This is a genomic window from Enterococcus sp. DIV1315a (assembly GCF_051712325.1).
Taxonomy (GTDB): domain Bacteria; phylum Bacillota; class Bacilli; order Lactobacillales; family Enterococcaceae; genus Enterococcus; species Enterococcus faecalis.
The window spans coordinates 1-22,177 of sequence record NZ_JBIOOS010000001.1; the positions used below are offsets into that span (position 1 = coordinate 1).

General features: G+C 37.7%; 16 protein-coding genes. 15 read left to right on the forward strand and 1 reads right to left on the reverse strand.

Translation table 11 applies throughout. From position 1 onward, the window contains the following. The 14 genes from dnaA to IGJ03_RS00070 all read left to right on the forward strand — a co-directional run bounded on the left by dnaA (window position 1) and on the right by IGJ03_RS00070 (window position 17,275). Window positions 1-1,344: a chromosomal replication initiator protein DnaA gene (gene dnaA / locus IGJ03_RS00005; protein WP_002356013.1), complete on the forward strand. Its 1,344-nt coding sequence runs from the start codon at window positions 1-3 to the stop codon at window positions 1,342-1,344. Between the two features lie 201 nt (window positions 1,345-1,545). Further along, complete coding sequence (gene dnaN / locus IGJ03_RS00010) at window positions 1,546-2,676, forward strand: DNA polymerase III subunit beta (RefSeq protein ID WP_002356014.1); 1,131 nt, start codon at window positions 1,546-1,548, stop codon at window positions 2,674-2,676. Window positions 2,677-3,254: 578 nt separating this feature from the next. Continuing rightward, the gene (gene yaaA / locus IGJ03_RS00015) at window positions 3,255-3,500 is read left to right on the forward strand and encodes a S4 domain-containing protein YaaA (RefSeq protein ID WP_002356015.1); all 246 of its coding nucleotides are present in this window, start codon (window positions 3,255-3,257) and stop codon (window positions 3,498-3,500) included. After that, window positions 3,487-4,614, forward strand: coding sequence for a DNA replication/repair protein RecF (gene recF / locus IGJ03_RS00020; protein WP_002356016.1), 1,128 nt, complete (start codon window positions 3,487-3,489; stop codon window positions 4,612-4,614). Before yaaA ends, recF begins: the two co-directional genes overlap by 14 nt. Then, a complete protein-coding gene (gene gyrB / locus IGJ03_RS00025; protein ID WP_002359210.1) occupies window positions 4,611-6,560 on the forward strand; it encodes a DNA topoisomerase (ATP-hydrolyzing) subunit B in 1,950 nt (649 codons plus the stop codon). Before recF ends, gyrB begins: the two co-directional genes overlap by 4 nt. A 55-nt stretch (window positions 6,561-6,615) precedes the next feature. Then, window positions 6,616-9,117: a DNA gyrase subunit A gene (gyrA, locus tag IGJ03_RS00030; RefSeq protein WP_002361457.1), complete on the forward strand. Its 2,502-nt coding sequence runs from the start codon at window positions 6,616-6,618 to the stop codon at window positions 9,115-9,117. 174 nt (window positions 9,118-9,291) lie between these two features. Then, window positions 9,292-9,594, forward strand: coding sequence for a 30S ribosomal protein S6 (gene rpsF / locus IGJ03_RS00035; RefSeq protein WP_002356019.1), 303 nt, complete (start codon window positions 9,292-9,294; stop codon window positions 9,592-9,594). 44 nt (window positions 9,595-9,638) lie between these two features. Further along, on the forward strand, window positions 9,639-10,205 hold the full coding sequence (gene ssb, locus IGJ03_RS00040) for a single-stranded DNA-binding protein (protein WP_002364599.1): 567 nt from the start codon (window positions 9,639-9,641) through the stop codon (window positions 10,203-10,205). Between the two features lie 25 nt (window positions 10,206-10,230). Beyond that, window positions 10,231-10,470 (forward strand): 30S ribosomal protein S18, encoded by a 240-nt coding sequence (gene rpsR, locus IGJ03_RS00045; protein WP_002356021.1) that lies wholly within the window; start codon window positions 10,231-10,233, stop codon window positions 10,468-10,470. 205 nt (window positions 10,471-10,675) lie between these two features. Then, window positions 10,676-12,652, forward strand: a complete 1,977-nt coding sequence (locus IGJ03_RS00050) for a DHH family phosphoesterase (protein WP_002356022.1) — start codon at window positions 10,676-10,678, stop codon at window positions 12,650-12,652. 5 nt (window positions 12,653-12,657) lie between these two features. Continuing rightward, window positions 12,658-13,110, forward strand: a complete 453-nt coding sequence (rplI, locus tag IGJ03_RS00055; RefSeq protein WP_002356023.1) for a 50S ribosomal protein L9 — start codon at window positions 12,658-12,660, stop codon at window positions 13,108-13,110. Between the two features lie 273 nt (window positions 13,111-13,383). Next, the gene (gene dnaB, locus IGJ03_RS00060; RefSeq protein ID WP_375804832.1) at window positions 13,384-14,751 is read left to right on the forward strand and encodes a replicative DNA helicase; all 1,368 of its coding nucleotides are present in this window, start codon (window positions 13,384-13,386) and stop codon (window positions 14,749-14,751) included. A 237-nt stretch (window positions 14,752-14,988) separates the two neighbouring features. Further along, entirely contained in the window at window positions 14,989-16,281 is a 1,293-nt protein-coding gene (locus IGJ03_RS00065; RefSeq protein ID WP_002359213.1) for an adenylosuccinate synthase, read from the forward strand. Window positions 16,282-16,405: 124 nt separating this feature from the next. Continuing rightward, entirely contained in the window at window positions 16,406-17,275 is an 870-nt protein-coding gene (locus IGJ03_RS00070; protein ID WP_002359214.1) for a DegV family protein, read from the forward strand. 39 nt (window positions 17,276-17,314) lie between these two features. Here IGJ03_RS00070 and IGJ03_RS00075 read toward each other — a convergent pair whose 3' ends face one another. Then, complete coding sequence (locus IGJ03_RS00075; RefSeq protein ID WP_002359215.1) at window positions 17,315-18,946, reverse strand: ABC-F family ATP-binding cassette domain-containing protein; 1,632 nt, start codon at window positions 18,944-18,946, stop codon at window positions 17,315-17,317. A 252-nt stretch (window positions 18,947-19,198) separates the two neighbouring features. Here IGJ03_RS00075 and IGJ03_RS00080 point away from each other — a divergent pair, with 252 nt between their 5' ends. Then, entirely contained in the window at window positions 19,199-22,084 is a 2,886-nt protein-coding gene (locus IGJ03_RS00080) for a sigma 54-interacting transcriptional regulator (protein WP_438711049.1), read from the forward strand. The last annotated feature ends 93 nt before the right edge of the window (window positions 22,085-22,177 follow it).

Here is a 22,177-nt window from a genome sequence, read left to right on the forward strand (position 1 = left end):
ATGCCCGACGTGGAAAGTTTTTGGCATAGCCTTGAAGAAGCCTATCAAGCGATTTTGTCGGCGCCAAGTTTTGATGCTTGGATTAAAACCACACGCCCTTTGAAATTAGACAACAATCAATTGTGGCTAGAAGTCCCTTCTGCAGTTCATCGTGATTACTGGGAAAAAAATCTTTCGGCAAAAATTGTCGAAACTGGATTTAAATTGACCGGTGCAGAAGTGATGCCCCATTTTGTTGTTGCCGATGAAAAAGACGCAGCACTGGCACAAGAGCTCGAAGAACCTGCCGAAGAAGAAGTTGTTTTTAGTGAACAAAGTAAAAAAGCGATGCTTAATCCTAAGTACACTTTCGACACCTTCGTTATTGGTAAAGGAAACCAAATGGCTCACGCTGCAGCGCTTGTTGTTGCCGAGGATCCGGGTTCGATTTACAATCCCCTTTTCTTCTATGGTGGTGTAGGGTTAGGGAAAACCCATTTGATGCATGCTATTGGTCATCAAATGTTAGTGAATCAACCAGATGCCAAAGTCAAATATGTTAGTAGCGAAACGTTTACGAATGAATTTATCAACTCAATTCAAACAAAAACATCCGAACAATTTCGGAAAGAATATCGCAATGTTGACTTATTATTAGTCGATGATATTCAATTTTTGGCGGAAAAAGAAGCAACATTGGAAGAATTTTTCCATACCTTCAACGATCTTTACAATGAAAATAAACAAATTGTTTTAACAAGTGATCGCCCGCCGAATGATATTCCAAAATTACCTGAACGATTAGTTTCTCGCTTTGCTTGGGGTTTGTCTGTTGATATCACCCCGCCTGATTTAGAAACACGGATTGCAATTTTGCGCAAAAAAGCAGATGCCGAGCGTTTAGAAATTCCGGATGATACACTAAGTTATATCGCTGGTCAAATTGATTCCAACATCCGTGAATTAGAGGGTGCTTTGGTCCGTGTTCAAGCCTTTGCAACTATTAATGGAGAAGATATTACCACTAGTTTAGCGGCGGACGCCTTGAAATCTCTAAAATCAGTTGGTAGTAAAAATCAATTGTCCATTTTACAAATTCAAGAAGAAGTATCCAAATATTATCATGTGCCTCTTAAAGATTTAAAAGGGAAAAAACGGGTGAAAACAATTGTGGTTCCTCGTCAAATCTCAATGTATCTTGCTAGAGAAATGACCGACAATTCCTTGCCAAAAATTGGTGCCGAATTTGGCGGCAAAGATCATACAACGGTGATTCATGCGCACGAAAAGATTCAGCAATTATTGGAAAAAGATCCAGCGATTCAAAAAGAAGTCAGTGAAATTAAAAATTTATTGAACTCTTAGGATGTGGAAAACTAAACAAAAAAGAACAAAGTTATCCACAACTTATACACAAGTGGATAACTTAGTAAAATCAATGCTCTTTTGACTTTTCCACAGAATCAACATGCCCTATTACTTTTATTATTTATTTATATATAATATACAAAACAGTGGCGTACAAAATTAGAACGTATTGAAAATACTTAAAAAGGAGTTTACATTATGAAATTAACGGTCAAACGAAGTGTCTTTTTACAAGAATTACAAACTGTTCAACGAGCAATTTCTTCTAAAACAACGATTCCAATCTTAACAGGTGTTAAAATTGTGTTATCAGAAGATGGCTTATCACTTACTGGGAGTAACGCGGATATTTCAATTGAAAGTTTTTTAAGTAAAGATGATGAAAAAGCTCAAATGACCATTGAACGCACAGGTAGCATCGTTTTACAATCTCGTTTCTTTGGCGAAATTATTCGTAAATTACCAGAAGATATGTTCACAATGGAAGTTCTAGATAACAATCAAGTTGCAATTACTTCAGGAAAAGCTGATTTTACGGTTAATGGATTAGATGCTGATAATTATCCGCACTTACCAGTAATTGATACTCAAAACCAAATGAAATTACCTGTTCATTTATTGACAAAAATTATTAGTGAAACAGGTTTTGCTGTATCGATGCACGAAAGTCGTCCAATTTTAACTGGGGTTCACTTTATTTTAGAAAATCAAAAATTACTTGCCGTTGCGACAGATTCACATCGTTTAAGTCAACGTGTGATCCCGACAGAACAAGCAGTAGAAGACTTTAACATTGTAATTCCAGGAAAAAGTTTAACTGAACTTTCTCGTTCATTAACCAATGAAGAAGAAATGGTTGAAATCAGCATTATGGAAAATCAAGTGCTATTTAAAACAGAAACAATGTACTTCTATTCTCGTTTGTTAGAAGGAAATTATCCTGATACCAACCGTTTAATTCCAACTAGCCATAACACGCAAATTGAATTTTATGTACCAGAATTGCTTTCAGCAATCGAACGTGCCTCTTTACTTTCTCATGAAGGACGTAACAATATTGTTCGCCTTTCAATTTCACCAGATTCTGTTGTTTTATATGGAAATTCACCTGAAATTGGAAAAGTCGAAGAAGCTTTAAACTATGAAAATGTTTCTGGTGAAGCGTTGGATATTTCTTTCAACCCAGATTATATGAAAGATGCGTTGCGAGCGTTTGGCGATATGAATATTACCGTGAAATTCCTTTCTCCAATTCGTCCGTTTACATTGGAGCCAACCGAAACAGAACTAGATTTCATTCAACTAATTACACCGGTTCGTACAAATTAATCATGTTTAAAAAAGACCTTCGGAAAATCAATATGATCGCCGAAGGTTCTTTTTTGTCGTCTGTTTAAAGCCGATAAACGCTGCTAGATAAGCTTTTTATAACTAGAATAGCTTTTACGCTAATATGATTGTGAATGTTTGAACTATCGTTTGACGAATAAATTCTGCCTTTTTTTCGTGGATAAAGAAAAAAGCCCTTTAATTTTTCGTTTAAGGGCTGTTCATTTTTTTATGAATATTTCCTAGTGAAAGAAGTTTACGTTGCTTAAAACGACGCTCAGACCTCTACAAGCTACTTTTCTTCATTGCGCGCCCTCTTCGTTTGTCTTTGAGTTACCCCTAATTGTTTTTTAGTTAAACGCTACTCGTCATTTCTGCCAAATCAGGCCCCTTTTTTCTCAAGAAAATATCAATTTCCGTTTTAAAATGCTTTTTAAGAGTTTTTTTATCCTAATAATATTTTCGGTCATTTAGAATTAAAATTGCTTAGAATGAAAATTAGACAGATAAATTTGTTTTCTCTTATGAAAAAGGGTATAATATATATGAGAACGTATTAGAAAAAAGAGGGATGCACATTGAAAAAAACGTTTGTTTTAGCAACTGAGTATATAACGCTTGGTCAGTTTCTTAAAGAAATCAACGTCATTGGTAGTGGCGGCCAAGCCAAATGGTATTTGGCAGATAATAGCGTGTTTGTTGATGGCGAGTTGGAAAATCGTCGCGGACGGAAACTTTATGCGGGCATGATGATTGAGATACCTGAAGAAGGTACTTTTTTTATGGTGAAAAACGGAAACGAGTCCGACGATGCGGCTGAATGAGCTGACACTTCAGCATTATCGTAATTATGAAACAGTCAGCTTAGATTTTCCAAAAACGTTAAATCTTTTTTTAGGCGAAAACGCCCAAGGAAAAACCAACTTGTTAGAAAGCATTTATGTTCTAGCAATGACACGAAGTCATCGAACCAGCAATGAAAAAGAATTAATTGGCTGGGAACAAGCAGCAGCTAAAATTAGCGGTGTGGTTGAAAAAAAGACAGGCACCGTGCCGTTGGAAATTTTAATTTCCAACAAAGGACGTAAAACCAAGGTTAATCACATTGAGCAAAAAAGGCTCAGTGCGTACATTGGGCAACTGAATGTTATTTTATTTGCCCCAGAAGATTTATCTTTGGTGAAAGGCTCACCTCAAGTCCGCCGGAAATTTATTGACATGGAACTCGGACAAGTGAGTCCTATTTATCTTTATGATCTTGTCCAATATCAGTCTGTTTTAAAGCAACGGAACCAATACCTAAAACAACTAGCTGAAAAGAAACAAACAGATACTGTTTATCTGGATATTTTGACAGAGCAGCTAGCTGAATTTGGCGGGAAAGTTCTATACGCTCGGTTAGGTTTTCTTAAAAAATTAGAACACTGGGCAAACTTACTCCATCAAAAAATTAGTCATGGACGCGAAACGCTCACCATTGACTACGCATCAAGCATCCCAATTGACAACACGGATCTTTCCTTAGAAGCACTTCAAAATCAATTGCTCCAACAATTAATGAACAATCGTAAGCGTGAATTGTTTAAAGCGAATACTTTTTTAGGCCCTCATCGTGACGATTTGCTGTTTATTGTCAATGGTCAAAATGTTCAAACGTATGGCTCACAAGGCCAACAGCGAACGACAGCTTTAAGTATTAAATTGGCAGAGATTGATTTGATGCATTCAGAAACAGGAGAATATCCTGTGTTATTACTAGATGATGTCATGAGTGAATTAGATAATGAACGTCAAATTCACTTGTTAGAAACGATTGAAGGCAAAGTTCAAACGTTCTTAACGACAACTAGTTTAGATCACATAAAAGACAAGCTAACAGTTGAACCAGATATTTTCTATGTTCAACAAGGCAAGATAGAAAGGAATTCAGCGACATGACAGAAGAAGAAAAAAACATGAGAGAACGTGCGCAAGAATATGACGCTAGTCAGATTCAAGTTTTGGAGGGCTTAGAAGCTGTCCGGAAACGTCCTGGTATGTACATAGGTTCTACTAGTGGCGAAGGGTTACACCACTTAGTATGGGAAATCGTTGACAACTCTATCGACGAAGCCTTAGCAGGATTTGCTAAATCAATTCAAGTAATTATCGAACCAGACGATAGTATTACTGTTATCGATGATGGTCGTGGAATTCCAGTCGGGATTCAAGCCAAAACAGGTCGCCCAGCTGTGGAAACAGTGTTTACAGTGCTACATGCCGGCGGGAAATTTGGCGGTGGCGGCTATAAAGTATCAGGTGGCTTGCACGGTGTTGGTTCCTCTGTTGTTAATGCTTTATCGACCAGTTTAGATGTTCGTGTTTATAAAGATGGCAAAGTGTATTACCAAGAATATCGTCGTGGTGCGGTTGTTGATGACCTAAAAGTTATCGAAGAAACGGATCGTCACGGAACCACTGTTCACTTTATTCCAGATCCTGAAATTTTTACAGAAACAACCGTTTATGATTTTGATAAATTAGCAACACGGGTTCGTGAATTAGCCTTTTTAAATCGAGGCTTACACATTTCAATTGAAGACCGTCGTGAAGGACAAGAAGATAAAAAAGAGTATCACTATGAAGGCGGGATTAAGAGTTATGTTGAGCATTTAAATGCCAATAAAGACGTTATTTTCCCAGAGCCAATCTTCATTGAAGGAGAGCAACAAGATATTACAGTGGAAGTGTCAATGCAGTATACAGATGGCTACCACTCAAATATTTTAAGTTTTGCCAACAATATTCATACTTATGAAGGCGGAACGCATGAATCTGGTTTTAAAACTTCTTTAACACGTGTGATTAATGACTATGCACGTAAACAAAAATTGATGAAAGAAAACGATGAAAAATTAACTGGGGAAGATGTTCGTGAAGGCTTAACCGCAGTGGTTTCCATCAAACATCCCGATCCTCAATTTGAAGGACAAACGAAAACGAAATTAGGGAACTCAGAAGTACGGACCGTTACGGATCGTCTATTCTCAGAATACTTTACAAAATTTTTAATGGAAAATCCAACAGTCGGCAAACAAATTGTCGAAAAAGGCATGTTGGCTTCAAAAGCTCGTTTAGCCGCTAAAAGAGCCCGTGAAGTCACCCGTCGTAAAGGCGCGTTAGAAATTAGCAACTTGCCAGGGAAGCTGGCTGATTGCTCAAGTAAAGATCCGGAAAAATGCGAATTATTTATCGTCGAAGGAGACTCGGCCGGCGGTTCAGCAAAACAAGGCCGTAGCCGTGAATTCCAAGCCATTTTACCAATTCGTGGGAAAATCTTGAATGTCGAGAAAGCCAGCATGGATAAAATTTTAGCCAATGAAGAAATTCGGTCATTATTTACAGCTATGGGAACAGGCTTCGGCGAAGATTTCGATGTTTCTAAAGCACGTTATCACAAACTAGTGATTATGACCGATGCCGATGTCGATGGTGCGCATATTCGAACGTTGTTATTAACCTTGTTCTATCGCTTCATGCGTCCAATTGTTGAAGCTGGTTATGTGTATATTGCTCAACCACCACTATATGGTGTGAAACAAGGGAAAAACATCACCTACGTTCAACCGGGCAAACATGCTGAAGAGGAACTAGCAAAAGTGTTAGAAGAATTACCTGCTTCACCAAAACCAAGTGTTCAACGTTACAAAGGTTTGGGTGAAATGGATGATCACCAACTTTGGGAAACAACAATGGACCCAGAAAAACGATTAATGGCGCGAGTGAGTGTCGATGATGCCATTGAAGCTGACCAAATTTTTGAAATGCTAATGGGCGATCGTGTGGAACCACGTCGTGCGTTTATCGAAGAAAATGCCCATTACGTGAAAAACTTGGATATTTAATGTGTCGCAACGTTGTAAGAGACGCTAGAACATATATTTAGAGGGGAAAAAATTCATGAGTGAAGAAATTAAAGAAAACATTCAAGACGTCAATCTGACCAGCGAAATGAAAGAATCTTTCATTGACTACGCAATGAGTGTTATCGTAGCCCGCGCGTTACCTGACGTTCGTGACGGTTTAAAACCTGTTCATCGCCGAATCTTATATGGAATGAACGAATTAGGGGTAACCCCTGATAAACCACACAAAAAATCAGCCCGGATTGTTGGGGATGTTATGGGTAAATATCACCCCCATGGGGACAGTGCGATTTACGAATCAATGGTGCGGATGGCACAACCTTTTAGTTATCGGGCTATGTTAGTTGACGGCCACGGAAACTTCGGTTCTGTCGATGGTGACGGCGCTGCCGCTATGCGTTATACCGAAGCACGTATGAGTAAAATTGCTTTAGAAATGCTACGAGATATTAACAAAAATACAGTCGATTTCCAAGGAAACTATGATGATTCAGAACAAGAACCAGTAGTTTTACCTGCTCGTTTTCCAAACTTACTAGTTAACGGAACAACGGGGATTGCGGTGGGGATGGCAACAAATATTCCACCACATAATTTAAGTGAAGTGATTGATGCAACAAGTTTATTGATGGACAATCCTGATGTAACGACGAATGAATTGATGGAAGTGTTACCTGGACCAGATTTTCCAACAGGCGGTTTAGTGATGGGGAAATCAGGGATTCGCCGAGCATATGAAACAGGGAAAGGTTCGATTACTGTTCGTGCAAAAGTTGAATTGACTGAAATGCCGAATGGAAAAGAACGTATTTTAGTAACTGAATTGCCTTATATGGTGAATAAAGCCAAATTAATCGAACGAATTTCTGAATTACACAGAGATAAACGAATTGAAGGAATTACTGATTTGCGGGATGAATCTTCTCGTGAAGGCATGCGGATTGTCATCGATGTTCGTCGAGATGTGAGTGCCTCTGTTGTGTTAAACAACTTGTACAAAATGACTGCCTTACAAACATCTTTTGGTTTTAACATGTTAGCCATCGAAAAAGGCGTACCGAAAATTTTAAGCTTGAAACGTATTTTAGAAAACTACGTCGAACACCAAAAAGAAGTCATTACTCGCCGGACGATTTTTGACAAAAACAAAGCAGAAGCACGGGCGCATATTTTAGAAGGTCTACGAATTGCCTTAGATCATATCGATGAAATCATTGCCATTATCCGTGGGTCACAATCAGATGACGAAGCAAAAGCAACGTTAATTGAACGCTTTGAATTTTCAGATCGTCAAGCGCAAGCGATTTTAGATATGCGTTTACGCCGTTTAACAGGCTTAGAACGCGACAAAATTGAAAATGAATATCAAGAGCTATTGAAATTCATTGCGGACTTAGAGGACATTTTAGCCCGCCCAGAACGCGTCATTGAAATCATTAAAACAGAGTTAAATGACGTTCGCACAAAATTTGGTGATGCACGACGCACAGAATTATTAGTAGGTGAAGTCCTAAGTCTTGAAGATGAAGATTTAATCGAAGAAGAAGAAGTCGTGATTACGTTAACCAATAACGGCTACATTAAGCGGATGGCAAACTCCGAATTCCGGGCGCAACGCCGCGGCGGACGTGGTGTCCAAGGGATGGGCGTTCACGATGATGATTTCGTGAAAAACCTAGTTTCTTGTTCAACACACGACACGTTATTATTCTTTACGAACACTGGGAAAGTTTACCGAGCAAAAGGTTACGAAATCCCTGAATACGGTAGAACAGCAAAAGGAATTCCAGTGATTAACTTACTGGGAATTGATTCTGCAGAAAAAATTCAAGCGATTATTTCTGTTGAGGGCAAAGCGGAAGCAGGTAAATACTTGTTCTTCACAACCTTAAAAGGAACCGTCAAACGGACAGCCGTAACAGCCTTTTCTAATATCCGTAGTAATGGATTAATCGCCATTAGCTTAAAAGAAGATGATGAGTTAGTTAACGTGGTAACGACTAATGGCAATCAGAAGATGATTATCGGAACACATGCAGGATACTCTGTCACATTTGATGAAAATACTGTACGTGATATGGGCCGGACAGCATCAGGTGTTCGTGGAATCCGTCTCCGCGAAAATGATTATGTGGTCGGCGCAGCGATTCTGGATGAAAATAAAGAAGTCCTAGTCATTACTGAAAATGGTTATGGTAAGCGTACAAAAGCTTCTGAATATCCAGTTAAAGGACGTGGCGGTAAAGGGATTAAGACAGCAAATATCACTGAGAAAAATGGTCCATTAGCTGGTTTAACCACGGTCAATGGTGATGAAGATATCTTATTGATTACGAACAAAGGCGTCATTATCCGCTTTAACGTTGATTCTGTTTCTCAAACAGGACGCGCAACATTAGGGGTTCGTTTAATGAGAATGGAAGATGGTGCCAAAGTGGTAACAATGGCTGTTGTAGAACCAGAAGAAGTGGAAGAAGAAATCGTTGAAGTTGTAGAAACAACAGAAAACGAAACAACATCAGAAACAGAAGAATAACATAAAAAAGTTTCGCCAGTTGGCGAAACTTTTTTATTGGGGCTTTTCAAAACTATTTCTTGCTTTTGTCCATCAATTAGCATATAATTAGAGATTGTGAACTACCTTTTTAGGTATGTTCTCCTTGCTCTTAGCCAACTAAGAGCCTTGAAGTCCATAGGGAGGTGAAAATCAATGAGTCAAGATACGAAGTACGAAATCATGTACATTATTCGTCCGAACATTGATGAAGAAGCAAAAACTGCTTTAGTAGAACGTTTCGACACAATCTTAAAAGATAACGGAGCAGAAGTTATCGAATCTAAAGATTGGGAAAAACGCCGCTTAGCATATGAAATGAACGGATTCCGTGAAGGCATCTATCATATCGTTAATGTTACTTCTCCATCAACAGCTGGCGCAATCAACGAGTTTGATCGTTTAGCAAAAATCAATGACGATATTATCCGTCATATGATCGTGAAGGTAGAAGCATAATTTGTTTCACATGAAACATTTATTGACGAAAGGAGATGTTTTGAATGATTAATAACGTTGTATTAGTCGGAAGATTGACAAAAGATCCTGACTTACGTTACACCGCTAGTGGTTCAGCTGTTGCGACCTTTACACTTGCTGTAAACCGTAACTTTACGAATCAAAATGGTGACCGTGAAGCAGACTTTATCAACTGTGTGATTTGGCGTAAACCCGCAGAAACAATGGCTAATTATGCCCGTAAAGGTACATTATTAGGTGTTGTCGGAAGAATTCAAACTCGTAACTACGAGAACCAACAAGGTCAACGTGTCTACGTAACTGAAGTGGTTTGTGAAAACTTCCAATTGTTAGAATCTCGTTCTGCTTCAGAACAAAGAGGAACTGGCGGCGGTAGCTTTAATAACAACGAAAATGGTTATCAATCACAAAATCGTAGCTTTGGTAATAACAATGCCGGTTCTGGATTTAATAACAACAACAATAGTTTCAATCCATCATCTTCTCAGTCGCAAAACAATAACGGTATGCCTGATTTCGATAAAGATTCTGATCCATTTGGTGGCTCAGGTTCATCTATCGACATTTCAGATGATGATTTACCATTCTAAACGAATTTGATAGGAGGGAACAAGAATGGCACAACAAAGAAGAGGCGGACGTAAACGTCGGAAAGTCGACTACATCGCAGCAAACCACATCGAATACATCGATTATAAAGATACTGAATTGTTAAAACGATTCATTTCAGAACGTGGCAAAATTTTACCACGTCGTGTTACAGGTACTGGCGCTAAAAACCAACGTAAATTAACGATTGCTATTAAACGCGCACGTATCATGGGATTATTACCATTCGTTAGTGACGAACAATAATTTTATGACAATTTCCAGAACCAAAGAGCTTGCTCTTTGGTTCTTTTTTATCTTGACTAGTGTTTCACGTGAAACATAACAAGGTTCGCAGAATGAAGTGTTTTGTGATAAAATAAGGGATGAAATAACTAGTGAATCACCAGAGCAATACGCTCGTTGGAACAAGTCGCCTCAAAGGTCTGCAGAAAGATTGGAGGCAAAAAAAATGCAAAAGAAGAGAATTCAAAAAAACGGTTTCTTAATTGTTGTGGGTCTTCTCTTAGTAGAATTTCTCCTCTATTTCTTACTAACAAATAAATGGCTGCTATTGGCGGTAATTATCGCATTAGATATCTTTCTCTTAGTGGTTATTCGGCTGTTGATTAGAGATGTAGAAATTACAAACGTAGAAAAGATTCAAGAAGCAAGTTCCATTGCTGAACAATCGTTGGATTATGTTGTAAATGAAGTACCTGTGGGAATTATTACGTATAACGGGGAAACACGCGCGGTAGAATGGCTTAATCCTTATGCTGCTTCTATTTTTAATAAAGACAATCAGCTAACGTTAACCGCTAGCCAAGTTACGTCTTATTTAGAATTAGCAGAACGAAACCAAGATATCTTTACGATTGACGAAAATACCTATCGCTTTAGCGTCAATAAAGAACAACATACAATTACTTTTGAAGATATCACTAAAGAAAGTAATTTGTATCAAGAAAAAGTCGAAATGCAAACGGCTATTGGCATTGTGTCTGTCGATAATTATGATGATGTCACCGATACAATGGATGAGAAAGAAATTTCTTATTTGAATAGTTTCATTACGACGATGGTTTCTGATTGGATGGACCAATACAAAGTTTTTTATAAGCGAATCAACGCAGAACGTTATTTTTTCATTGCCCAATGGGAAGATATTCAAAAAATGATGGACGAAAAATTTTCTATTTTGGATACGATCCGTAAGGAATCAGCTAACCATGAAGTAGCCATTACGTTAAGCATGGGGATTGCTTATGGGGGGCCAACCTTAGATCAAACCGGGACCACAGCTCAAACGAACCTAGATACAGCTTTAGTTCGTGGTGGTGATCAAGTGGTTGTAAAAGAAGCTAAAGATGAAGCGAAGCCGTTATTTTTTGGTGGAAAAACGGCAGTAACGACGAAACGTTCCCAAGTACGTTCTCGCGCAATGAGCATGGCAATTAAGGGAATTATTGCGGAATCAGCTGACATCTATATTATGGGCCATCGTTATCCAGATATGGATGCGTTAGGTTCAGCATTTGGTGTTGCTCGTTTAGCTTCATTTAATAATCGAAAAGCGTGGATTGTTTTAGATGAAAATGAAATCATTCCCGATGTCAAAAGAGTGTTAGAGGCGATTAAAGAGTACCCAGAATTAGAAGAGCGTATTATTAGTCCTAAAGAGGCCATGAAGCGCAAGAAAGAAAGTAGCTTATTAGTTATGGTAGATTACCATAAACCGTCTCTATCGATCTCACAAGAGCTATATGAGCGTTTTGATAAAGTGGTAATCATTGATCACCATCGACGAGGAGACGAATTTCCAGCAAAACCCTTGCTTTCTTATATTGAATCTTCTGCCTCTTCTGCTTCAGAATTAGTCACAGAATTGATCGAATACCAAAGTAATAGCGCAAATAAACTGCAGGCCTTTGAAGCAACCATGATGTTGGCGGGAATTGTGGTTGATACGAAAAGTTTCAATACACGAACGACGGCGCGAACATTTGATGTGGCTAGTTATTTACGAACTTGTGGAGCAGACTCATCTTTAGTACAATATCTATTAAGTTCTGATCTTACAAGCTATCTGGAAATGAACAATTTAATCTCTAAAAGCGAATATGTCACAAAAGATACCGTCGTTGTTGCAGGGAGTGAAGACAAAGAATATGATAGTGTCACAGCTGCCAAAACGGCGGACACATTACTTTCTATGGCAGGGATTAATGCAGCATTTGTCATTACCAAGCGGACGGATCAACAGATTGGCATTAGTGCTCGGAGTAATGGTTCAATTAATGTCCAAATTATTATGGAAAATTTAGGTGGTGGCGGTCACTTTACTAATGCGGCAGTACAATTATCAAACGTAACAGTAGCAGAAGTAAAAGAGCAACTACTTGATGTAATTCGTCAAAATATTAATGAAATGTATGAACAGGAGTGAAGGAAATGAAAGTCATTTTTTTACAAGACGTTAAAGGAAAAGGAAAAAAAGGGGACGTAAAAGAAGTGCCAACTGGTTACGCCCAAAACTTTTTAATTAAAAATGGTTATGCGAAAGAAGCCAATAAAGGGAGCATGAGTGCGTTAGCGGGTCAAAAGAAAGCCCAAGAAAAACATGAAGCAGAAGTTTTAGCACAAGCAAAAGAAATGCAAGCCTTTTTAGAAGATGAAAAGACTGTTGTAGAGATCAAGGCAAAAGCTGGAGAAGACAGCCGTTTATTTGGCTCAATTCCTTCAAAACAAATTGCAGAAGCCTTAAACAAACAATACAATGTAAAATTGGATAAACGCAAAATCGAATTAGCCAACCCAATTCGTTCTCTAGGTTACACTAACGTACCAGTCAAACTACATCATGAAGTTACAGCGAAAATTAAGGTTCATGTCGTAGCGGAATAATACAATCGATAAAAAAGAAGCCGATTTCCCCGGCTTCTTTTTTATGCAAAATAAATTACTCAAATTATTTTTTATAATATTTAAAAATCAAATGCACAAAACTTTAAATTAACAAAAGTATTATATTTTTATTAATTGTATATTTTTTAAAATTGGAAAGTGAACTAAAAATAGAGAAATCAGCAGAGAAAAAATGTACTTTTTTTAATGAAATTGTGTTAAAATGGATAGACTAAATGAACCAGAAAGTAAGACATCGTGGGAGAGAACAAAATGAATGAATTATTGCAAGATAGGGTACCGCCACAAAATATTGAAGCGGAACAAGCCGTTTTAGGTTCTATTTTCTTAGATGCAGATGTGCTAATAGAAACGATGGAATATGTGGAACCTAAAGATTTCTATCGTCGTAGTCATCAGTTGATTTTCCAAACGATGATGACCTTAAGCGACCGAAATGAAGCGATTGATGTGGTAACAATCAAAGATCGCCTAGAACAAGAGAATTTGTTAGAAGATGTTGGTGGACTAAGTTATCTGTCAGATTTAGCTTTAGCTGTGCCGACAGCTGCCAATGTCATTTATTATGCAAAAATTGTTGAACAAAAATCGTTGCTGCGCAACTTAATCCAAACCGCTACAGAGATTGTAACTAAAGGCTTTGAGCAAGGTGAAGATGTTGAATCTATTTTGGATGATGCAGAACGAAGCATTTTAGAAGTCTCCGAAAAGCGGAATCGTAGTGGCTTTTTATCAATTTCAGATGTTCTAAATACAACTATTGCGAATATTGACCAATTATACCAAAATGATGAAGAGATTACTGGTTTACCTACAGGCTATCAAGCATTGGATAAAATGACTGCCGGCTTGCAAGCGGAAGAGCTAATTATTTTAGCGGCCCGTCCAGCGGTAGGGAAAACCGCTTTTGCATTAAATATTGCCCAAAATGTCGGCACCAAAACAGATAAAGCTGTCGCTATTTTTAGTTTAGAAATGGGGGCAGAATCATTAGTGAACCGGATGCTTTGTGCAGAAGGATCCATTGAGGCCAGCCATTTAAGAACAGGGCAATTATCTGAAGAAGAATGGCAAAACTTAATTATTGCGATGGGTAGTTTGTCCCGTGCGAATATCTATATTGATGACACACCAGGGATTAAAATTACCGAAATTCGTGCGAAATGCCGTAAATTAGCACAAGAAAAAGGCAACTTAGGTCTAATTTTGATCGACTACCTACAATTGATTGAAGGAACTGGAAAAGAGAACCGCCAACAGGAGGTTTCTGATATTTCACGTCAATTAAAAAAATTAGCGAAAGAATTAAAAGTCCCGGTTATCGCTTTGTCACAGCTTTCTCGTGGCGTGGAACAACGTCAAGATAAACGTCCTGTGTTAAGTGATATTCGTGAGTCAGGATCCATTGAGCAAGATGCCGATATCGTTGCCTTTCTTTATCGTGATGATTACTATGATCGTGGTGAAGGAGAAGACGGCGATCATGAGCCACCAGAAGTTGACAATGTTGTAGAAGTCATCATTGAGAAAAACCGTAGTGGTGCGCGTGGAACGGTCGAATTACTTTTCATTAAAGAATATAATAAATTTTCTTCGCTTTCGCCGAGGACAGAATTTTAAAAAAACGAACTCATTATTTGAGTTCGTTTTTTTGCTTATTAAGGGATTAAAATCAGAGAGTAAAACACGAACAATATTCGTATATTTTATTATTTTACAAAAACATAACTAAAAATGTTCGTATTTTTGACAGAAACGCTTTTGATTGTGAAAGAATATTCGATTTTTACCCTTGAAAGGGACTGGTTTTACTGGTACAATGATTCAGGACAAAAAAATTATGAACGAGGTGTTCGAATGTCATCAGTAGTAGTTGTTGGAACGCAATGGGGCGACGAAGGTAAAGGAAAAATTACAGACTTTCTAAGTGAAAACGCAGAAGTGATCGCTCGTTACCAAGGCGGAGATAACGCCGGACATACCATTAAATTCGACGGCGTAACGTATAAATTACATTTAATTCCTTCAGGGATTTTCTATAAAGAAAAAATTAGTGTAATTGGTAACGGCGTAGTTGTGAATCCAAAATCTTTAGTAAAAGAATTAGCTTATTTAAAAGAAAATAATGTTGCCACTGATAATTTACGTATTTCAGATCGTGCCCATGTCATCTTGCCGTATCATATTAAATTGGATCAATTGCAAGAAGATGCGAAAGGTGAAAACAAGATTGGGACAACGATTAAAGGAATTGGCCCAGCCTACATGGATAAAGCAGCACGGGTGGGAATCCGTATCGCTGATTTATTGGATAAAGAAATTTTTGCGGAACGTTTGCAAATTAACTTAGAAGAAAAAAATCGTCAATTCGTTAAAATGTTTGATAGCGAAGCCATTGAATTTGATGATATTTTTGAAGAATACTATGAATACGGACAACAAATTAAACAATATGTTACAGATACTTCGGTTATTTTAAATGATGCATTAGATGCTGGAAAACGGGTTTTATTTGAAGGGGCACAAGGTGTCATGTTGGATATCGATCAAGGAACCTATCCATTTGTTACTTCCTCTAATCCAGTAGCTGGTGGCGTAACTATCGGTAGTGGCGTTGGTCCATCAAAAATTAATAAAGTGGTTGGTGTCTGCAAAGCGTACACTTCACGTGTCGGTGACGGCCCATTCCCAACAGAATTATTTGATGAAACAGGAGAAACCATTCGTCGTGTCGGTAAAGAATACGGAACAACAACAGGACGTCCGCGTCGTGTCGGTTGGTTTGATTCAGTAGTTATGCGTCATTCAAAACGTGTATCAGGAATTACGAATTTGTCATTAAACTCGATTGACGTGTTAAGTGGTTTAGAAACGGTGAAAATTTGTACAGCTTATGAACTTGATGGTGAATTAATTTATCATTATCCAGCAAGCTTGAAAGAATTAAGCCGCTGTAAACCAGTTTATGAAGAATTACCAGGTTGGTCTGAAGATATCACTGGTTGCAAAACTTTAGCTGATTTACCAGCTAATGCTCGTAACTATGTACATCGGATTTCAGAATTAGTTGGTGTGCGCATTTCAACATTCTCTGTAGGTCCAGACCGTAACCAAACGAACGTTTTAGAAAGCGTTTGGGCACAAATTTAAGCAGATTTTTAAGGGAACGTAAAGGATGGCTTATGCCAGTTCAGCCTTTACGTTCTTTTTTAATTTTATATAAAAATGAAAAACTATGGTAAAATAAAAGAAAACATGAAGGGGGCAATTGTCCGTGAATTATCAATTAGTGACAGATTCTTGTTGTGACTTGCCGTATACATACTTAAAAGAAAACCAAGTACCTTTTATTAGCATGAATATTCAAATTGACGGGAAAGAATATCGCGATGATTTAGGTGAAACGTTTGATTATCAGAACTTCTTAACGGCTATTAAAAATGGAAGTATGCCCACTACCTCTCAAGTTAATGTGGGACGCTACAATGAATTTTTCCGTCCTTTTGTGGAGCAAGGGTTACCGGTGATTTATTTAGCTTTTTCATCTGGGTTAAGTGGCTCTTATCAAAGTGCGTTGCAATCAGTAGAGATGTTAAAAGAAGAGTACGATAATGTAGAAATTCATATTATTGACACAAAAGCAGCTAGCTTAGGTCAAGGGATGTTAGTCCGAGAAGCCATTCGATTACAAACAGATGGTCATTCATTAGGAGAAGTTGTTGCCTATCTTGAAGAGCAAAAAATGAAACTTCACTCGTGGGTAACGGTAGATGATTTAAAACATTTAGAACGTGGCGGACGGATTTCTAAAACAGCGGCAGCACTTGGTGGCTTAATGAACATTAAACCAATTATTCGCGTGGATGCGGCAGGCAAACTAGCATCCGTTGGTAAAACTCGTGGACGAAACAAGTCCTTGCAAAAGATTGCGCAAGAAACGATTCAAGGCATTGTAGAGCCAATGAAACAAACACTATTGATTGCATATGCAGGAACGAAAGATGACGCGGAAAAAGTCAAAGAATTAATTGAAAAAGAAATAGAAGTTAATGAGATACTGATTTATCCTCTAGGACCCACCATTACTAGTCATACTGGAATAGGTTGTATTGCTGTGTTTTCTTTTGGTGAAAAAAGAAAATAAAAAATAGAGAAGTCATTTTTTAATGACTTCTCTATTTTTTTAATAATCTGAACTGAATAAAACGTCCATTTGTTTTTGAATTTCTGGGTTTTCCAAGAATTCATCATAGGTTGTTTCTGCCCGATCAATAACCCCTTTATCAGAAACAGCAATAATTCGGTTCGCTAATGTTTGGATAAATTGGTGGTCATGTGAAGCAAAAAGAATTGAACCAGTGAAAGCCATCAACCCATCATTTAACGCAGTGATTGATTCTAAGTCTAAGTGGTTCGTTGGATCATCTAAAACTAAGACATTGGCTTTGGAAAGCATTAATTTTGAAAGCATGACACGCACTTTTTCGCCTCCGGAAAGAACATTGACTGGTTTTAGTACCTCTTCACCAGAGAATAACATCCGACCTAAGAAACTACGTAAGAACGTATTGTCATCTTCTTCTTTACCAGCAAATTGACGTAACCAATCTAAAATGGTTAATGGCTCTTCAAAGTCTTTGCTGTTGTCTTTTGGTAAATAAGCTTGGCTAGTTGTAACGCCCCAACGAACAGAACCTGTATCGGGAGTAATTTCGCCCATAATCACTTTGAATAACGTAGTCGTTGTAATATCTGAGTCAGCGATGAATGCCACTTTATCATCTTTTGTTAAGTTGAACGAGATATTATCTAAGATTTTTTTGCCATCAATCGTTACAGAGACATTTTCAACTTGTAATAAGTCATTGCCGATTTCACGTTCTGGTGTAAAACCAACGAATGGATAACGACGAGAGGAAGGTTGAATGTCATCTAAGGTAATTTTATCTAACATTTTTTTACGAGACGTTGCTTGTTTTGATTTTGAGGCATTGGCGCTAAAACGAGCGATAAAGTCTTGTAATTCTTTGATTTGTTCTTCTTTTTTGGCATTAGATTGTGCTTGCAATTTTGTCGCTAGTTGGCTTGATTCCAACCAGAAATCATAGTTACCAACGTAAAGTTTGATTTTACTAAAGTCTAAATCTGCCATGTGAGTGCAGACTTTGTTTAGGAAATGACGGTCATGGGAAACCACGATAACGGTATTTTCAAAGTTGATTAAAAATTCTTCTAACCAATTGATTGAGCGGGTGTCTAAACCATTTGTCGGCTCGTCTAATAGTAAGACATCTGGTTTACCAAAAAGAGATTGAGCTAATAACACTTTGACTTTTTGACCAGCTGTTAATTCGCTCATTTTTTGATCATGTAATTCTTCTGGAATGTTTAGCCCTTGGAGTAAAACAGCTGCTTCAGGTTCTGCTTCCCAACCGTCAAGTTCAGCAAATTCGCCTTCTAGTTCTGCGGCACGAATCCCATCTTCATCTGAAAAATCTTCTTTCATATAGATAGCATCTTTTTCTTTCATTACTTCGTAAAGACGTTTATGTCCCATAATTACAGTTTCTAAAACAGTGTAGTCTTCGTAGTCAAAGTGATTTTGTTTCAGCGTTGCTAGTCGCTCATTAGGACCCATTGAAACCACGCCAGTTGTCGGTTGAATCTCACCTGATAAAATTTTAAGAAACGTTGATTTTCCTGCACCGTTTGCGCCGATTAAGCCGTAACAGTTGCCAGGAGTAAATTTAATATTCACTTCTTCAAAAAGTTTACGATCTGGAAATTGTAAACTTACATCATTAACAGTAATCAATTGTTTTCCTCACTTTTAATATATTCTTGAACCTCTCTGCATTATATCGGCTACAGAACCTTTTTTCAAGGAGTTTCAATCTTTTTACAGAAACGAATAAAAAGGTGGGTTTTTTATAGAAAAAAGGCGCTTTTTTAAAATGTTTCATGTGAAACAGAATTTTTTTTCATGAAAGGGTTTTTAGTGTATTTTTTTAATGATACACTGTATCATGTAAATTAATTAGTGTATCGATTAAAGGAGCCATCAAAAATGAAGCGGATTGAAAAAATCTATCAATATGTTAAAGAGCAAACGAAGAATTTAACGCCAATGACCTTAACAAGTGATGCGGGAGTCACGACACAAGAAATTTCAGAACGTTTAAACATTCAGCGGACCAATGCTAGTAAAGATTTGAATCAACTGGTTCGTGAAGGGCGCTTGAAAAAATTATCTGGTCGACCAGTAAAATATGTCGCGCAGGTGGCGTTTCAGCATCGACCATTAACCAAGCCAGTTAAAAGTTATCGGGAAAAATCAATGGATCACTCCACAAAAACTTTTATCGAACCATTGGTTGAACCAGTAGTCACGACAAGTAAAACCCCAGAAGTTGAAGATATTTTCAAAAAAATTATCGGTTCAGCTGGAAGCATGAAAACGCCGGTGGAACAAGCCAAAGCAGCGATTTTATATCCGCCAAAAGGCTTGAATTGTTTAATTACTGGACCAACAGGTTCTGGGAAAACTTATTTTGCTCATGCCATGTTTCAATTTGCGAAGCTGAACCAAATTGTGGCCAAAGAAAAAGAGTTTGTGGTGTTTAACTGTGCAGACTATGCGCATAATCCAGAACTTTTGATGTCGCATTTATTTGGGTATGTAGAAGGGGCCTTCACAGGCGCTACGAAAGCGAAAGAAGGGATTATTGACGAAGCAGATGGCAGCATTCTGTTTTTAGATGAAGTACATCGGTTACCACCCGAAGGACAAGAAATGATTTTTTATTTTATGGATCACGGCGTGTACGCGCGTTTAGGTGAAACAGTGAAATCACATCATGCGGATGTTCGGATTATTTGTGCTACGACGGAGAATCCTACTTCTTCTTTATTGAATACTTTTGTGCGACGCATTCCGATTATCATTCAATTACCGAACTTTAGTGACCGTCCTGCGAAAGAAAAAATTGACCTCCTAAAAGTGATGGTTTCAATGGAAGCAGCGCGGATTCAACGGCGAATCTCTTTGTCAGAAGATGTGGTCAAAGCGTTAATTGGAAGTGTTTCTTATGGAAATGTCGGTCAGCTAAAATCGAATGTGCAACTTGTGACTGCACGAGGGTTCCTTAATCAGATGGAACAAGAGGAATTAATGATTACGATGGACGAATTAACGGACAATATTAAAGAAGGCATTATGCAACTCGCCAGTAATCGAGAAGTATTGTCGGAGTTATCGAAATATCTGGAACCGCAATTAGTGGTATCACCAAATGAATCTTTAGTAGCTATTCAGTCAGATGCCTATGAATTGCCTTACAATCTATATGAGATTATTGGAGATAAAGCGGCTCTCTTAAAAGCAGACGGCTTGGACCAAGAACTAATTAATAATTTTATTACAACGGATATCAATGTTCATTTAAAATCTTTCTACAAAGATTATGGATTCACCTTTGATACAGAAAATAAATTGGCTGAAATTGTGGACCAACGAATTATTGATGTCACTAAGAAAATTTATAATTTTGCAGCGAAGCGGTTATCGTATTCGTTTCAACCCAACTTTATTTATGCAATGAGTTTACACATTAGTTCTTTCTTGAAACGCATCCAATTAGGCAAAGATCCTAAGCATCCTTTAAATGAAAGTATTCGAAATATGGTTTTAGATTATCCAACAGAGTTTGAAACAGCAAAAGAAATTAAAAATATTATTGAAAGTAGTTATCAGATGGAGATTCCTGAATCTGAAAGTTACTATTTAGCTGTTTTGCTCATTTCTTTAAGAGAAAATCCTGAGGCTGGCCGGATTGGCATTGTCGTGGCTGCGCACGGAAATAGTACCGCTAGCAGTATGGTACAAGTGGTTTCTCAATTGTTAAATGTTGATAATTTGAAGGCTGTGGATATGCCTTTAGATATGCCACCGAAAGAAGCTTTGCGTAAAATCGTTGAAGCAGTTGGTGAAGTGAATGAAGAAAATGGCGTACTATTATTAGTGGATATGGGTTCATTAAGTACGTTTTCAGAAGAAATTGTACGCCAGACAGGCATTGATGTGCGGACAGTAGACATGGTGACCACGCCAATTGTGCTTGAAGCGGCCCGCAAAACCGCATTAATTGATACGCAATTGGAAACACTTCACGAGTCTTTAAAAAACTTTCATGGCTATGCCGATATTCGCCAAAGTGAAACGAAACAAATCATTGAAAATTGGAAAACAAGAGCAATTATTGCTATCTGCGCTTCTGGAGAAGGAACTGCGCGCCGAATGAAAGAGCTTATTGAGGAATCTGTCTTGCCACAAATAGACTGGCATTTAGAAGTGATTCCTTTGTCCATTGTAAATATGAAAGAAGTCTTGCCTAAAATTCAAGAAGACTATGAAATTATTGCGACAACTGGGATTACCAATCCCAAAATTGGTGTTCCTTATATTTCCATGGAAAATTTCTTTTCCGGTGAAGCAGAAAAAATTATTCAGCAATTACTAGCAGAGCGGAAAGAAGAAGTAATGAATAAGCCGTTGGACGAAGCGGCAGCAAAAGAAATTTGTCTAAAATATATGGAGCAAAGTTTCACTTTCATTAATGGAAAAAAAATCATTGATCTGTTGTGGTCATTCGCTAAAAATATCCAAACCCAATTAGCGATGCCAGAAGAGTACACATTTTACATCAATTTGATTATGCACACATCGGGCATGTTGGAGCGTATTTTACGGAATGATACACTGACGGTTTCAGAAAAAGAACTTGGTCGATTGGTTCAAGAGCCAATTTATCCAGTGATTGTGGCCTCAATTGAGACTATGGAAGAAGCTCTTAATATGGATGTTCCAGCAGAAGAAGTTTATTTTATCGCACAGTTAGTCAAAAATGCTCAGTGTATCGAAGATAAAATCACCGAAATTGATACACTAGATTAATACAGAAAAAACGATACACTATTTATTAGTGTATCGTTTTTTTTATTTTCTTAAAAAAACCTATAATTTTCTAGGTTTCGAACCGATACACTA